This window comes from Staphylococcus sp. 231237_7MaSpsaltlick, from assembly GCF_043107035.1.
Window position 1 is genome coordinate 36783 of record NZ_JBICNX010000005.1, and the last position, 15456, is coordinate 52238.

Annotated in this window: 15 protein-coding genes; 12 read left to right on the forward strand and 3 right to left on the reverse strand. The window is 32.1% G+C overall.

Annotated features, from left to right (window positions below; translation table 11 throughout):
- Positions 1-197: 197 nt before the first annotated feature.
- Both ACF91D_RS10765 and ACF91D_RS10770 read left to right on the forward strand, forming a co-directional pair.
- On the forward strand, positions 198-1580 hold the full coding sequence (locus ACF91D_RS10765; protein WP_107549195.1) for an amino acid permease: 1383 nt from the start codon (positions 198-200) through the stop codon (positions 1578-1580).
- Between the two features lie 266 nt (positions 1581-1846).
- Entirely contained in the window at positions 1847-2323 is a 477-nt protein-coding gene (locus ACF91D_RS10770; RefSeq protein ID WP_101093912.1) for an SRPBCC domain-containing protein, read from the forward strand.
- A 183-nt stretch (positions 2324-2506) separates the two neighbouring features.
- Here ACF91D_RS10770 and ACF91D_RS10775 read toward each other — a convergent pair whose 3' ends face one another.
- Positions 2507-2638, reverse strand: coding sequence for a hypothetical protein (locus tag ACF91D_RS10775; protein WP_017723505.1), 132 nt, complete (start codon positions 2636-2638; stop codon positions 2507-2509).
- Positions 2639-2901: 263 nt separating this feature from the next.
- Between ACF91D_RS10775 and ACF91D_RS10780 the strand changes: the two genes are divergently transcribed.
- From ACF91D_RS10780 to ACF91D_RS10810, 7 genes are all read left to right on the forward strand, one after another.
- Entirely contained in the window at positions 2902-3255 is a 354-nt protein-coding gene (locus tag ACF91D_RS10780; protein ID WP_039068944.1) for a zinc ribbon domain-containing protein YjdM, read from the forward strand.
- Between the two features lie 314 nt (positions 3256-3569).
- Positions 3570-4427, forward strand: a complete 858-nt coding sequence (locus ACF91D_RS10785) for a MurR/RpiR family transcriptional regulator (protein WP_107548822.1) — start codon at positions 3570-3572, stop codon at positions 4425-4427.
- 151 nt (positions 4428-4578) lie between these two features.
- Positions 4579-5235 (forward strand): RraA family protein, encoded by a 657-nt coding sequence (locus tag ACF91D_RS10790; protein ID WP_069792796.1) that lies wholly within the window; start codon positions 4579-4581, stop codon positions 5233-5235.
- A gap of 11 nt (positions 5236-5246) precedes the next feature.
- Positions 5247-6110: an NAD(P)-binding domain-containing protein gene (locus tag ACF91D_RS10795; protein WP_069792795.1), complete on the forward strand. Its 864-nt coding sequence runs from the start codon at positions 5247-5249 to the stop codon at positions 6108-6110.
- A gap of 15 nt (positions 6111-6125) precedes the next feature.
- A complete protein-coding gene (locus tag ACF91D_RS10800) occupies positions 6126-7475 on the forward strand; it encodes a TRAP transporter large permease subunit (RefSeq protein ID WP_081325005.1) in 1350 nt (449 codons plus the stop codon).
- 5 nt (positions 7476-7480) lie between these two features.
- Positions 7481-7705: a hypothetical protein gene (locus ACF91D_RS10805; protein WP_318760349.1), complete on the forward strand. Its 225-nt coding sequence runs from the start codon at positions 7481-7483 to the stop codon at positions 7703-7705.
- Between the two features lie 282 nt (positions 7706-7987).
- On the forward strand, positions 7988-9295 hold the full coding sequence (locus tag ACF91D_RS10810; protein WP_107549973.1) for an NtaA/DmoA family FMN-dependent monooxygenase: 1308 nt from the start codon (positions 7988-7990) through the stop codon (positions 9293-9295).
- 249 nt (positions 9296-9544) lie between these two features.
- Here the strand turns inward: ACF91D_RS10810 and ACF91D_RS10815 are convergent, their stop codons facing one another.
- On the reverse strand, positions 9545-10720 hold the full coding sequence (locus ACF91D_RS10815) for an MFS transporter (RefSeq protein WP_327620817.1): 1176 nt from the start codon (positions 10718-10720) through the stop codon (positions 9545-9547).
- Between the two features lie 123 nt (positions 10721-10843).
- On the opposite strand from ACF91D_RS10815, the gene ACF91D_RS10820 reads away from it, so the two are divergent.
- The gene (locus ACF91D_RS10820; RefSeq protein ID WP_069792791.1) at positions 10844-11734 is read left to right on the forward strand and encodes a LysR family transcriptional regulator; all 891 of its coding nucleotides are present in this window, start codon (positions 10844-10846) and stop codon (positions 11732-11734) included.
- Between the two features lie 65 nt (positions 11735-11799).
- Here the strand turns inward: ACF91D_RS10820 and ACF91D_RS10825 are convergent, their stop codons facing one another.
- Positions 11800-12441: a FusB/FusC family EF-G-binding protein gene (locus ACF91D_RS10825; RefSeq protein WP_069792790.1), complete on the reverse strand. Its 642-nt coding sequence runs from the start codon at positions 12439-12441 to the stop codon at positions 11800-11802.
- Positions 12442-12881: 440 nt separating this feature from the next.
- Here ACF91D_RS10825 and ACF91D_RS10830 point away from each other — a divergent pair, with 440 nt between their 5' ends.
- Positions 12882-13844, forward strand: a complete 963-nt coding sequence (locus ACF91D_RS10830) for an NAD-dependent epimerase/dehydratase family protein (RefSeq protein WP_101093915.1) — start codon at positions 12882-12884, stop codon at positions 13842-13844.
- A 498-nt stretch (positions 13845-14342) separates the two neighbouring features.
- A complete protein-coding gene (locus ACF91D_RS10835; RefSeq protein ID WP_039068931.1) occupies positions 14343-15419 on the forward strand; it encodes a branched-chain amino acid aminotransferase in 1077 nt (358 codons plus the stop codon).
- Positions 15420-15456: the final 37 nt, after the last annotated feature.

The following is a 15456-nucleotide window of genomic DNA, read 5'->3' on the forward strand; positions in this document are numbered from 1 at the left end:
TTGTAAAACCTCAATGATATTTAAATAATTTTATATCAATAGTTGTAATTTTCAGAAAAAAAGAATATTATACAACCAAGCATTGTGAGGTATATGCATGCAATATTTAAATTAGTTTATTTATAGTAAAACAAAGGGGCAAATAAACTGAACATATATTAATTATGCTTAAAAACAACTGAGGTGGGGCTAGTTTTATGACGAATACTTTAAACAGAGAGTTAAGCAATAGACATATTCAACTTATTGCGATTGGTGGCGCTATTGGAACAGGATTATTCTTAGGGGCAGGACAATCCATAAGTTTAACGGGGCCATCCATTTTACTAACTTATATTATTGTCGGTTTCGTATTGTTTATGTTTATGCGTGCAATGGGAGAAATGTTATTACATAACACAGAGTACAAAACATTTGCAGACATCGCACATGATCAAATAGGTCCGTTTGCGGGGTTTGTAACTGGTTGGACATATTGGTTAACTTGGATTACATCTGGTATGGCTGAAATTACAGCAGTTGCAAAATATGTAGAATTTTGGGTGCCAGATTTACCAAACTGGATAACATCATTATCATGTATTTTGATATTAATGGCATTTAATTTAACAAGTACAAAAATGTTTGGAGAATTAGAATTTTGGTTCGCAATTATAAAAGTAATTACAATTATCGCATTGATTGTTGTAGGTATTGTAATGATAGTATTTGCGATACAGACACCCTTTGGAAAAACGAGTGTATCTAATGTTTTTAATAATGGTTCATTTTTTCCACATGGTGCATCTGGCTTTTTCATGTCATTCCAAATGGTAGTATTTTCATTTACAGGTATTGAAATTTTAGGTATTACAGCAGGTGAAACGAAGTATCCAGAAAGAACGATACCGAAAGCAATTAATAGTGTGCCTATAAGAATTTTATTATTTTATGTAGGAGCATTGGCGGTTATGATGTCTATTATTCCATGGCAAGATATTGATCCGAATAACAGTCCATTTGTTAGTTTATTTGCATTAATTGGTGTGCCATTTGCAGCAGGACTTATCAATTTTGTAGTATTAACAGCTGCGTCGTCAGCGTGTAATAGTGGTATTTTTGCTAATAGCAGAATCCTATTTGGATTATCAGAGAAAAAGCAAACACATCATTTATTGATGAAAACTAATAAAAAAGGCGTACCGTATATCGCAATTTTAGTGACTTGTGCGTTATTATCTATAACAGTGTTGCTCAATTACTTAATACCTAATGCAACTCAAGTATTCTTTTATGTAACAGCAATATCAACTATATTGTTAGTTATTGTGTGGATGTTTATCATGCATTCTTATGCGAAATACGTTAAATCACATCCAGAAAATCATAAAAAGAGTGCATTTAAACTTCCTGGTGGCATAAACATGGCAAGAACGGTTCAATTATTCTTTGTTTTCGTATTAATTATTTTATTCTTTGTTCCTGATACGAGAATGGGTATTGTGTTATCGCCAATATGGTTTATTCTACTTGCATTAATTTATTTGAGGTATACAAGAAAAGCGCGTAAATTAGAGATGGACGGTCATGGTCATAAATAGATGTCTAAGATTGTGTAGTTATTTAAGCAGTAGATGACTAAAGTGAAAAATCCCTAGTTTTATGCAAGGGTTTGGCAATGGTGACCATTGGTCAAAAACATTATACTCTGGGGCATTTTTGCTAAGGATGAATTATTACAATGACACTATTTTAACAAAAATGTTTTCTGTACTATTCAAAGTTTAAATAACTCATTGTAGGCATTATGATGAAATTTAATGATATTCATTAAATTTTTTGATGTACGAGAGGAGGTAAGTTTGAGATGGAGGCTGTATATGCTAAGGACGATCAAGGTGCTTATCAAACACTGAAACTAACTATTGAAAAAGATAGTGAAACTGTTTTTAGTTTATTAAGCACGACTGAGGGTGTTCAGAAATGGTTTCCTCAATTATCATTTAAGGAACGAAAAGTTGGTGGCAAGATGACATTTCATATGGATGAACAAGACGATATGGAGATGGAAATTACTGCTTTCGAAGATAATGTAGCTATTGGTTACACATGGGACACCGGTGCAGTAAGATTTGATTTGTATGATAGTGGACGTGAAACAGTGCTTATATTAGATGAGTTTTTACCGTTTGATTTTCCGCATATCATTTTAGACTTTTCGGGTTGGCAGTTCCAAATGCAAAGTATAAAAAACGTTGCAGAAACAGGAAAAACCTTAGACCAAAGTGAATGTGATTTGGACAGTATAAAAGATGAAGTAGAAACACAACTTGATTTAGGTTAAAAATTTAAATTTAGTAGAACTTCAAAAAATAAAGACTATACGATTGTATAAGTGCAACTAATTCAATAAACTAAGTAATGATTTTAGCAGTTTGATTTTTTATTGTGATAATTGTCGCTTAAAACCAAAATAAAGCTGGGACATTAAATTTAATGTCCCAGCTTTATTTTTTAGTCTATAAAATTAGAATTTATCTTTTAAGTCTTTTGCTTTATCTGAAGCTTGATCTTTCACTTCTTTTTGCTTATCTTTGTCGTTTTTTACTTCGTCAACCTTATCTTTTGCTTTGTCTTTAAATTCGTCAAATTTACTCATTATAAAAACCTCCTTTAAGATTTGTGACACAAGTAATTTTCCACTTATTAATGTAAATAAACATATTTCTTTATATTGATTGAAAAAGATAAGAAGACAATGACGTTAGTATTATTAGAAAAATATGGTATATCGACTTTTTAACAGTTTAGTTAGATGAGAAAAATAAGTGACGATTTTAATAAAAAAGTAGAGAAAATAGAGGATATATTTTATAATATGGTAGATTAAAAGCAAGTCAATAATTTAATGGAGGTTTAAGCATGGAATATACTTTACCTAATTGTCCAGAGTGTGATTCAAGTTATACATACGAAGATGGAAATTTATTCGTTTGTCCTATGTGTGGTCACGAATGGTCTGAAGCTGAAAATGATGAAAACAAAGAAGCTCAAATTACAAGAGATGTGAATGGGCAGGAATTAGTTGACGGGGATGCTGTTACAGTTATTAAAGATTTAAAAGTAAAAGGTACATCATTTGTAATCAAACAAGGTACGAAAGTAAAAAGTATAAAAATAGTTGAACCTGACGATGGCCATGACATCGACGCGAAAGTTGATAAAATTGGACTAGTGGGATTAAAATCTTCACTTGTAAAGAAATTAAAAGGTTAGAGCAAAATTTAGCATAAAATAACAACATTGAGGGATGGGATAAAACCTGATTTAAATAAGGAATCTCATCCTTTTTGTTATTTATATTTAGTGAAGTTAAGTAGCTGAAAGATTATTTATAGTAATTGAATAAGTGTATTTACTATAAATGAATATGACGTTACATCGAAAAATTACATGTTGTGTATATCTCTATATGTTATTATAAATCTAACTATTTTACATTCGTTAATTATGTTAGGTATGAAATTTATCTATAATTTTCTCAGATAACAAATACGAATTTAATTACTTATTACGAGGAGATTGAGTATATGTCAAAAGATAACATTTTTATAAAAATTAAAGAAAATATAAAAAACTTATCTCAATCAGAAAGAAAGGCAGCCAATTTTATAACTAAAGAACCAACAGATATTATGTTTGATACTATAAACGAATTATCTGAGAAAGTTGGTACCAGTACTACAACAATTATGCGTCTCGCAAGTAAATTAGGTTACTCTGGTTATACAGAGTTGCAACGAGACATTCAAAATTTTATAAAAGATGGAAAAGCACCTCAGTCTAGATTAACTTCTAATTTACAAAATATAGAGAAAGATAATTTGTGGACAGAAACGGTTAATTTTCATGCTACACAATTACAACAATTTTCAAACCAACTTGATGAGCAAACTTTGGATAAAGCTATAAATTTAATTGAAAATGCTAATCTTATTTGTTGTACATGTGTGAGAAGTGGCTTGCCTGCAGGTCATTATTTTTCACAAAATATAAATAGAATAAAAGGCAACTGTAACCTTATAGTAGCGGATACTTCAGATTGGGTAGATGAAGTTGTGTCAATGAATGCTCAAGATGTGTTAGTGGCGATTAGTTATCCTAGATATGCTAAGCGTATTAATGATTTCGTGAAAATCGCCAAAAATAAAGGTGTGAAGATTATTGTAATAACAGATACATTTTCGTCTCCATTGGTTGATTACGCAGATGTAATTCTACCTTGTGATTCTAATAGTTTAGCTTTTCACAATTCACCGATATTGTCACTTGTAGTAATTGATTACTTGATTAATGCTTTGGCAGTTAAAGAAACTAAGAAGAATTCAAGTCGCTTAGATGATATAAATGAAATATTAAAACAAATAAAATATCACACGAATAACTAAAAAACAAACCATTTTAAAAATATAATGGTTTGTTTTTTTATGTAATTTTTTATGTAAGGGTTTACATTTGTTTAGGCAAGTGGTAACTTTGTAAATAATATTACAAATAAAAAGTTATATGTAATAAATTTTACGAATGGATGGTGGCTCAATGAATGGTAATAATGATGAGATTTTAAAGCGTTTAGAGAAGCTAAGTTCAACGTTAATTGCAGATAGCATGAAATTTGAAAATATTATGAATCATAGATTAAAGCCAGTTAATTTTCAGGAACCTCTTGTCGGGCAAGCAAGAACGGTATCACTTTATCCAGGAGATAATCTCTACTTGCACCTTGGAATATATGAGGCAAAACCAGGAGAAATATTGATTGTTGAAGGAAAAGATTCTACAACTTCAGCTTATATGGGGAACTTGATGGCAGCAGCAGCAGAAAAACTTGGTATAAAGGGAATAATTATTGATGGCTTAATTAGAGATAAAAAAGAATTAGAAAGTATGAATATACAAATCTACGCAAATGGATTTATACCTAAAGGACCGAGAAAAAATGGACCAGGTGCATTTGATATACCAATTCAATGTGGAGGAGTTTTAGTAAATCCATATGATTTTGTAGTTGCAGATGAGGATGGTATTGCAATCATCCCTTATAAAAAAGCAGAAGAATTTATAGTAAAAGCAGAAGAAAAATTAATATATGAAGAAAAAAGATTAAATACTATAATGTCATTTAGCTTGGAACAGGGGTATGACAAAAGCACAATAGAGCCGTCCTGGTTAAGAGAAAATATTGAAAATCAATAGGGGTGGATAAAATGAATATAGGATTTATAGGGTTTGGAGAAGTTGGAAAAGAATTGTCTAAAGGATTTAGTAAACATGAAGTAAATCGTATATATGCTTATGATCCATTACTGATAGGCTCAGATTCTAAAAAGTTATCTGAAAGAACCGAGATTAACTACGTTGAAAAGGCAGAAATTGTAGCAAAACAAACGTTATCTATATTATTTGTTGCTGTTCCTGCGACAAAAACTGTAGAAGCTTGGTCAGAAATAAGTGATGTTGTTGCTAATGAAACAGTACTAGTAGATCTAACAACTGCTAGTTCTGAAGAGAAAAATAAGGTGAATGAAATGATGTACAACAAAGGCATGACAATCATAGATGCTGCAATACTTGGTGCATTAAAAGTATATCAAAATGAAGTGCCTATATTAGCATCTGGAACACAAACAAATAAGTTTATAGAGTTAGGTTATCAAATTGGGATGAATATTACTAAATTAAATGAAAAAGTCGGCGATGCTACTAATTTTAAATTTGTGAGGAGTATATTTACAAAAGGATTGTCTGCATTATTATTTGAAGTTATGGCATCTGCAGAACAACTTGATATTACAGAAGAAATATATGAATCTATCACCAGTACGATGGATAAAGATAACTTTGGAGAAATTATAAGTAGATATATAAAAAGTAACGTAAAACATTCACAGCGCCGTGAGAAAGAAATGAAAAATGTAAGTGAATTTTTAGAACACCATCACATCAAACCTGTAATGACTAAAGCTACGATTCAAAAATTGAAAAATATAACTCAATCAAATTTAGAAAATAAATTACGAGATGAAGTTGATGATTGGTGTAACGTGATAAAGGCTTACAATCAAAAATAAATAGGAGGCATGTATATGGGGATATTGGCTTTATTAATTTTTGTATCTATTTTAATTATATGGAGCGTTTTCTTAAAAAGGAATTTAGGAGAAGCGTCATTAATTGGGTTTATCGCGTCAAGTCTTTTAGGTGGCAAAGAAGCTTTAGGATTACTTGCAAATGGTTTTTCATTTGCGGCAACATTTTCAGTGCTTTATGCTGCACTAGCATTTGTATTTATGGCATATATCATTGATAAATTAGGGATTGTTGAAAAGCTATTAGCGATTTTAAATTCTATGGTAGGAAAGATTCCAGGAGCGCCAGCGTATATGGACGCAGTAGGGTCAGTTGCATTAGGCACGCTGTCAGGTGGTGATTCCGGTAATACGGCTGCCACTGGTTCAATTACAGGACCTTGGATGTTGAAAAATAAATGGAAGAAAGAGATTGCCGCATCAGTCATGGTTGGGAATGGTGGTATAGCATCCGTATTTCCACCAACTACTTCAATGTTTATCATACTTGGCTTCGCTCCAGTTGCTGCGGCGGTAGGCGTTGGTGAGTTTTATATTGCATTGTTTATTGCATCATTATATCAACTTGTCCACAGATTATTAATGATTTGGTTCTTTGTAAAGAAGCAGAATATAAAAGCATTCTCTATTGAAGAATTAGAGCCATTAAGTAGTTCATTTAAAAGAGGATGGACTTCGATATTATTATATATTGGCGCCATTATTCCTTTAGCTATAACAATTGGACCATTAGGGGAAAAACTAGTAAGTATACCATCAATAGGAGAAAAATCATTAGATAGTATAGATATCGTTGTATGGATACCAACTTTAATGATTACTATCGCCTTTATATTAGGAAGAAAAAATTTACCAAAAACAGTACCGGAGTTTATGAAGTTTATTCAAGCTTCAATACCGAGATTTACTACAATTGGTGCTTTAATATTCTTTGCTGTTGCAGCGAGTGAAGTTTTAACTAAATTAGGTTTATCAAATAATATTGCCTTTCTTATAGAAACGGCGAATGCACCAGCTTGGTTAACGCTATTACTCATAGGTGTAGGTATTACAATTATTGCTGGACCTTTAACATCTACTGGGACGCTTACGGCAGTAGGGCTGGTTTCCTATCAAATTTTAATTTCAAGCGGATTCTCGCCATTAATTTCTGCAGTAGTAGTGATGACGTTTGCTTCTACATCGGCACAAATGCCACCTGCCTCAGGATCTATTTATATTGCTTCAGGGATTGTTGATGCTAAACCTGAAAAAACATTTGGCATGTTGATTGTACTTTATGCACTGCCTGTAATTATTATAGGTTGGCTTATAGGTATGGGTATATTGCCAATATGGGGAGGATAAAATTTATGGAAAAATTACTAGAAAAAATTTTCGCAATTTTCTTATTACTTTCAATTGTAACGGCACTTATTATGGTAAGTGCACAACTACTTGGATTAATTATGCTTAACGGAGAATTTATTATAAAAGTAAATGATATGTTGTTAACACCTGCTATTATTTTAGCCGCAATATTTTCAGGAGTAGCATTTATATTAGGTTACTTCCCAAAATATAAAGATAAAAATTAAAGTATTAAAAATATATTTTATGTCTGAAGTGAAATGAATAAAATAATAATTCTAAGCTACTAACTTCAATTTCTTTAAAGAATTTAGTAGCTATTTTAATGTTTTATTTATTTGAACATTTTAATCTTTATGTGTAAAAATTATTTGAATTAAGTGCATAAAAGTAATTGTTTTTATATACTATGTGTAATTAAAACATTGTGAATTTTTTCGTAATATCTTACTTTGTAAGATTATAGTGATAAAAATTTCATAATAATAAGGGGATTAGAAGACAATATTATGAAGAATCAGATGCATATTGTTTCACTTATTTATAGTACAGGTTTACATCCTGCTTCATGGAGACTAGAGCATTCTAAGATTGATGAAATAGGCCAAATTACATACCAACAAGAAATTGCTAAAATTGCAGAACGTGGTTGTTTAGATGCTATATTTTTAGCGGATGGACAATATATTTCCCAAGAAAATACAGGACATTTATCTTATTTTTTAGAACCTATCACTACATTGACGGCTATTTCACAAATCACTAAGCATATTGGATTAATAGCTACGTTATCTTCTACATTTTATGATCCATACAATGCAGCACGCTTAATAGGTAGTTTAGATCATATTAGTCATGGGAGGGCCGGTATTAATATTGTTACCTCACAATTTGACAATGAAGCACGTAATCATTCAATGACTCAACTTCCTCCTTTAAATGAAAGATATAAAAAAGCAGAAGAATTTGTACATGTATTGAAACAATTGTGGCAATCGTTTGACAGTCATGCATTAATTAATGATAGAAAATCTGGCAGAGGTATAGAGTGGTCTATAGTAAATGAAATTAATCATGAAGGAGACTATTTTAAGATAAAAGGCCCTATTAATTTACCATCTAGCCCTCAAGTATATCCGGTTTTGTGTCAAGCTGGTACTTCGCTTCCAGGTCGTGATTTTGCTTCGAAAGCAGTAGATATGATCTTTTCAGTAGCTTGGAACAAGGCAGACGCTAAGAGATTTTTGAAAGATATTGAGAAACGAACAGAACAGCTTAATAAGTCTGAGGGTAGACCATTGATTTTACCAGGTTTGACTGTTTATGTTGCAGATACGATGGAAGAAGCTGAAGAAAAAAGAGCGGCACTAGATAGTTTCATAGATGTGAATGATAAAATTAAGCAGATTGAACAAAGTATAGGGCAAAGTGTTGAAGGATGGGATTTTGATGCTGTAGTCCCCCCTTTACCATCTTTTGATAAATTACCGACAAAAGTTGTGTCGAAAGCGCGTTATGAAGCAATAAGAAATACTATAGAAACAGAATCGCTTACATTAAGAGAACTAGCACAGCGTGTAAGTACATGGATGGGACATAAGACAATTGTTGGAGACCCAATAACAGTTGCAGATATGATGCAAGAATGGTTTGAAGAGGAATGTTGTGATGGTTTTACGCTTATGCCGCCTACTTATCCAGATATGTTTGAAGCTTTTATTGATAAAGTAATTCCTATATTGCAAGAGCGTGGCTTATTTAGAAAAGCGTACACGGGAACAACTTTGAGAGAAAATTTACAATGCGTAGTGGAATAGCGCGTTAATGCAAAATATAGTAGCAAAAAGAGTTACAAAATTTCATGAAAACAAAGAAAACGTCAAATTCTATATCTCAAGAGAATTTGACGTTTATTTTCTTCATAGAAAAACTTACTATATTCTTGATTTTTTTGTTATAAATTGTAAAAAGCTGTAAAAGTTTGATCTAAGTCGATTTCAGCATTTTGTAAAACTGTGATTCAGACAATATTGTTGTTCCTTTCTTTTTATACAATTTAGAACATATTAATACGGTTGACGAGCACGTTGTTTACCATGCATAAAGTAATAAAGTATTATCGAAACAATTACTAAAATTGACATAGTTAAGTATAGATTTCGGTATCCCATCAATGGAATGACAACTCCTAGCACAAATGGTCCAATGCCTGCGCCGAAATCTGCAAACATATAAAACGTAGATGTCGCTAAGCCGATTTTATCTGTAGGTGATTGTTGAATAGCGATGGCTTGGGCAGTTGGTACTATCGTGCCATAGCCGATCCCAATAAATATTGCAGCAATGAGTAATAAAATACTTGTGTGGGTTAGACTTAATAGTATTAGACCGAAGGTAAAGCTGATTAACACAGGGTACATGACCTTATTTTCACCGTAATTATCGTAAATCTTACCTGTAAATGGGCGAGTTACAAAGGTGCTCACTGCATAAACAACAAAAAAGAAACTTGATGCAGTGGCAAGGTTGATTTGTTCTGTGTAAACCGTTAAGAATGATAAAACGCTTGAATAAGCAATACCTACGAAAATAATAACAAATGAAATTGGTAGGGCTTCTTTTTGAATATATGCAGCCACGCCTGTAATTTTCTCAGTATTAGATGTTTGGACAGATACTTTTGGTAACCCTTTGATTAATAATGCCACAATTAAAGCGACGACAATAACGATAAGACTAACTATAAAGATAGATTGGAAACCAAATTGTCGATTTAATATTATGCCACAAAAAGGTCCAATCGCGGATGCAGTTGTTACACTAAGTGCGTAATAACCAATACCTTCGCCTTTGCGCTTTTCTGGAATAATTCTTGATGAAATCGTACCGGTTGCAGTTGAAGATAATCCAAAGGCAATTCCATGTAATAGTCGTACAATCATTAATATTAACAGGCTATGAATTGCGAAATACAAGCCAACAGTTATGATAGAAAAGATAATCCCAAAGAGCAGCACTTTTTTTGGTTTCAAATTGTCAATCACACGTCCAGAAGCCAAACGTCCGAATAGCATGCCGATAATAAATATGCCTGCCGCTAATCCTCCCATACTTTCTGAAGCGTGATATTTATCAATAGTAAATATGGTGACTGTAACGATTAATGTATAATGAATCAAATACATTAAAAAATTTACAATTGTAATGGAGATAAAATCTTTTGACCAGAGTTTATCATACATACGAAGACCGTCCTTTAATTAATTTTTCATGCACTATATATTATAATGATTAATATACGCTAATGTAAAATTAGAATTTATGATATTTGTATAAGTATTGCTTATATAAAAGGGGGTGGGATAATGAACTTTGAACAATTAACTTATATTCAAAAAATATATGAAACGGAATCAATCGTTAAAGCAGCAGATATTATGCATATCAGTCAATCTGCGATGAGTCAGTCAATCGCAAACCTAGAATCAGAAGTAGGATATAAAATATTTAATCGATCACGTAAAGGAACTTTGCCAACTGAAGTTGGGAAGAAACTGATTCCGTTAATGATTAATATTATTGAAGCGCGTAGTGAATTATTATCTGAGGTAGACGCGATGCATTCAAATATCGAGGGTTCATTAACAATTGCTACGATACCTACACTATTCAATAAAATTATTCCTAAAGCATTATCTGCATTTAAGAGAGATTATCCACATATTGAAGTGGAAGTAATCGAAAGTGATAGAGATGACATTTTAAAAATGGTTGAAGCTCAGGTAGTTGATATAGGATTGATTGGTAAAGCTGAAAATGAACAGTTTGGACAGCACATTGTAGCGCATTCATTGAATATTGCTACAGATTTTAGGTTGATTGTGCCTAAAAAATCAAAATTATCATTGCAAAACACGGTAGATATGAAAGCGATTAGTGAATATCCTTTTGTTTTGTACGATCGCAATTTCTACCATCACAATTTCAAGCAATTTGAAGATGACAATGGCCCCTTGAAAATTGTGTTCCGTACTAATAATCCAAGTGTGTTAATTAAAACTGTGTCAGAGGGTTTAGGGATAAGTATTGTATCAAGTTTGATGTTGGAAGATGATCCGTTTATATTGAATGGCTTGATAGAAATGTTGCCTATTGGCTCCCCGTTTGATTATTATATTTATTTTACGGCACTTACACAATCAGATAGAACTAATGAACAAACAATAAAGAGATTTATAGAATATTTAAGAAAATGAATAATCGCAAAATAAAGCAGAACCTATAGGGTGACATTGAAGTCCTTATAGGTTCTGCTTTTTAATTATTTTATTTTATTGAGAAAATGATAAAAGTAGGATAAATCAGAGATTTGTTGATTACAAACTGTACTATCGAAGCATATATAATCACCTTTTTTAGTGTATTGTCCATCACTAGTGGTGCGTGTTTTCCTCATGAATAAGGTAACACGAGACTCCTTATTACAAATTGAACAAAAGCCTTTAACTGTTTGGTTTGAAATATCCCCATAAAACCCATCTAATTTTCCAAAATCATTATAATAGATTATATATTTTCTATTGGAAGCCACATCGTTCCAACCAATAAATGTACTTTCTAATAGCACTTCATTACTGATAAGTGGTGTTTTCAATTTCTTTACTTTTCTAAAAACCTTATCTACTTGTTTTTTAGAAGGGTGTTCGAAAGGCAAAACATAACCTTGAAGTGTACTTAAGATTTTTTCAGCTTGCATTTTTGATAATTGGTAATTCATTAATTTTTCAACTTCTAATTGAATATGTGAATCTACTTTTTGAAACGTATTGAGAATTTGTTCACGTGTAGCCTCTTGGATAGAAGTGATAGTATTAAGGTCATTGACTGAATTGTACACATTGATTAAATGCGCGACATGTTCTTTTATATAATTAAACTGATAAGGGTATAGTTGTTTTTTCATAATTTGATATTCCTCTCACATTTTAATAACTGTATGCATAAGATAGATGCTCTGTGAAAAGAAAAAGTTTTACAAAGCATCGACTATTTTACTCGAAAACTTTGTATTAACAATGTGGCATTTGTATGCAACATATTATCATCTCCATAAATACTTATTAAATAACTTATACCAACATATAATACCTGTGTCAAACGTTGAATTTTATCACAATTTACTAGATAAATTTTATATTAAATAGAGATATAGCAACTAGAAATAGTGAAGAATGTAATGGCTAAATAGTAGACATTAGCGATTTACACTGCTAAAATTCAAAGCGAATGTTCACTCAAAGTATACAAAAAAGCGTTTTTATAGTATAATATTGTTGAAAATAGGGGTATTGTCCACTGGGAAAATACATTACAATTTCTGTAATATACAAGGGAGATATAAATATGAAAAAAATTATTATTACTGGTGCATTAGGACAAATAGGAACTGAATTAGTTGTGAAGTGTAGAACATTATATGGCAATGACAATGTTTTAGCTACTGATATTAAAGAGCCAGAAGCTGATGCTGCAATTGCAAATGGTCCATTTGCAATATTGGATGTGACTGATAAATCACGTATGAATGCACTTGTTGAATCGTTTAAGCCGGACACGATTATGCACATGGCTGCTTTATTATCCGCTACTGCTGAAAAAAACCCGTTATTTGCATGGGATTTGAATATGGGGGGATTAATGAATGCTTTAGAGATTGCACGTGAGCATGATTTATTATTCTTTACACCAAGTTCTATAGGTGCGTTCGGTCCATCAACACCTAAGGTAAATACACCACAAGTAACGATTCAGCGTCCAACTTCAATGTATGGCGTGAATAAAGTTGCAGGTGAATTGTTATGTCAGTATTACTTTGAAAAGTTCGGTGTTGATACACGCAGTGTAAGATTTCCAGGCTTAATTTCACATATTAAAGAGCCAGGTGGCGGCACAACAGACTATGCGGTTGATATTTATTTTAAAGCTGTAAGAGAAGGACGTTATTCAAGCTTTATTGAAAAAGGCACATTCATGGATATGATGTATATGGAAGATGCAATCGATGCCATTATCCAACTTATGGAAGCAGACGGTGTTAAATTAATTAACCGTAATGCATATAATTTAAGTGCGATGAGTATTGAACCAGAAATGGTTAAAACAGCAATTCAAGAATATTACCCAGACTTTAAATTAGACTATAATGTAGATCCAGTGAGACAATCAATTGCTAATAGTTGGCCAGATAGTATTGATGTAAGTTGTGCAAGAGCAGAATGGGGCTTTGATCCACAATACGATTTAAACAAAATGACTAAAGTGATGTTAGATGCTATCGAAGGTAAAGAAACAGCTGAAGTAAGATAAAACAATACCAGCTGTTATTCAATAGAATTTAAAAATTCAAGCAGCTATGATGATAATTAAAAATGGAGCGTTTGCTGTTATAAATTATAACTAAATACTATTTATTTTCGTCTGTTAAGCGTATAGAAAGTCTAATACGGCGTGGATATGTTGCCAAAATTTTGAATTTGATAACATGTCTACGCTATTATTATTAATAAAAATATTAAGATCAATGAAAATGAAACAGTTATAAAACAGCATTTTACCAGTTATGAAAATTAGGCACTTATGCAGAAACTTTAGCTTAGGTGCACCTATTATATAAATCTTTTCAAACTTTCAATCGTCATATTAAGGGGGAGGTGAGTATAACGAAAACAGTGTATTAAAATTGTTTTCTGTTCCTCTCCCTTATTATTTCTTTATTTTAAATTTTTTGAAAATTATTGAACAGCACTCGTTGGATTGATATAATTTAATGTAATACTCAAAGAAATACCATTAGGAGGAAAAATCATGTCAGAAAAAATTGAATTTGTACAACGAGAAACACTTAAAGAAAAACCGGATCCAAGTGATTTAGGTTTCGGGAAATATTTTACAGATTATATGTTAAGTTTCGACTACGATATTGATCAAGGATGGCATGATTTAAAGATTGTGCCTTATGGACCAATTGAACTTTCTCCGGCAGCACAAGCCTTACATTACGGCCAAGCAGTATTTGAAGGTTTGAAAGCTTACAAGCATGACGGTGAGGTAGATTTATTCCGTCCCTCTGAGAACTTTAAACGTATTAATAATTCATTATCACGATTAGATATGCCGAAAGTTGATGAAGAGGCAGTGTTAGAAGGGTTGAAGCAATTAGTAGATATAGAACGTGATTGGGTGCCAGAAGGTGAAGGTCAATCGTTATACATACGTCCATATGTTTTTGCCACAGAAGGTATTTTAGGCGTACGCCCTTCTTATTCATATAAATTATTAATTATTTTGTCACCATCAGGTTCATATTATGGTGGGGAGTCGTTAAGTCCAACTAAAATTTATGTAGAAGATGAATATGTGCGTGCTGTTCGTGGCGGTGTAGGCCATGCAAAAGTTGCTGGAAACTACGCTGCTAGTTTATTAGCACAAACGAATGCATCAGCACAAGGCTATGACCAAGTATTGTGGTTAGATGGCGTTGAACAAAAATATGTAGAAGAAGTCGGTAGTATGAATATCTTCTTCGTAGAAAATGGTAAACTTGTAACACCAGAATTAAATGGTAGTATTTTACCAGGTATTACACGTAAAACTGTAATTGAATTAGCGCAAAATTTAGGCTATGAAGTGGAGGAACGTCGAGTATCTATCGATGAACTTATTGAAGCGCATAATAAAGGTGAATTGACAGAAGTATTTGGTACGGGTACTGCAGCAGTTATCTCACCAGTAGGTCAATTAAAATATGGTGAAACTGAAATTGTTATTAATAATAATGAAACTGGTGAAGTTACTCAAAATTTATATGATAATTATACTGGTATCCAAAGTGGTAAACTTGAAGATCCACAAGGTTGGAGAGTCGTTGTACCAAGATACTAAACCACACAAAAATATAATGATTATTGAACAATAATCT

Coding starts and splice junctions, on each gene's coding strand:
- ACF91D_RS10765 (WP_107549195.1), top strand. CDS start 198: ATGACGAATACTTTAAACAGAGAGTTAAGCAATAGACATATTCAACTT.
- ACF91D_RS10770 (WP_101093912.1), top strand. CDS start 1,847: ATGGAGGCTGTATATGCTAAGGACGATCAAGGTGCTTATCAAACACTG.
- ACF91D_RS10775 (WP_017723505.1), bottom strand. CDS start 2,638: ATGAGTAAATTTGACGAATTTAAAGACAAAGCAAAAGATAAGGTTGAC.
- ACF91D_RS10780 (WP_039068944.1), top strand. CDS start 2,902: ATGGAATATACTTTACCTAATTGTCCAGAGTGTGATTCAAGTTATACA.
- ACF91D_RS10785 (WP_107548822.1), top strand. CDS start 3,570: ATGTCAAAAGATAACATTTTTATAAAAATTAAAGAAAATATAAAAAAC.
- ACF91D_RS10790 (WP_069792796.1), top strand. CDS start 4,579: ATGAATGGTAATAATGATGAGATTTTAAAGCGTTTAGAGAAGCTAAGT.
- ACF91D_RS10795 (WP_069792795.1), top strand. CDS start 5,247: ATGAATATAGGATTTATAGGGTTTGGAGAAGTTGGAAAAGAATTGTCT.
- ACF91D_RS10800 (WP_081325005.1), top strand. CDS start 6,126: ATGGGGATATTGGCTTTATTAATTTTTGTATCTATTTTAATTATATGG.
- ACF91D_RS10805 (WP_318760349.1), top strand. CDS start 7,481: ATGGAAAAATTACTAGAAAAAATTTTCGCAATTTTCTTATTACTTTCA.
- ACF91D_RS10810 (WP_107549973.1), top strand. CDS start 7,988: ATGAAGAATCAGATGCATATTGTTTCACTTATTTATAGTACAGGTTTA.
- ACF91D_RS10815 (WP_327620817.1), bottom strand. CDS start 10,720: ATGTATGATAAACTCTGGTCAAAAGATTTTATCTCCATTACAATTGTA.
- ACF91D_RS10820 (WP_069792791.1), top strand. CDS start 10,844: ATGAACTTTGAACAATTAACTTATATTCAAAAAATATATGAAACGGAA.
- ACF91D_RS10825 (WP_069792790.1), bottom strand. CDS start 12,441: ATGAAAAAACAACTATACCCTTATCAGTTTAATTATATAAAAGAACAT.
- ACF91D_RS10830 (WP_101093915.1), top strand. CDS start 12,882: ATGAAAAAAATTATTATTACTGGTGCATTAGGACAAATAGGAACTGAA.
- ACF91D_RS10835 (WP_039068931.1), top strand. CDS start 14,343: ATGTCAGAAAAAATTGAATTTGTACAACGAGAAACACTTAAAGAAAAA.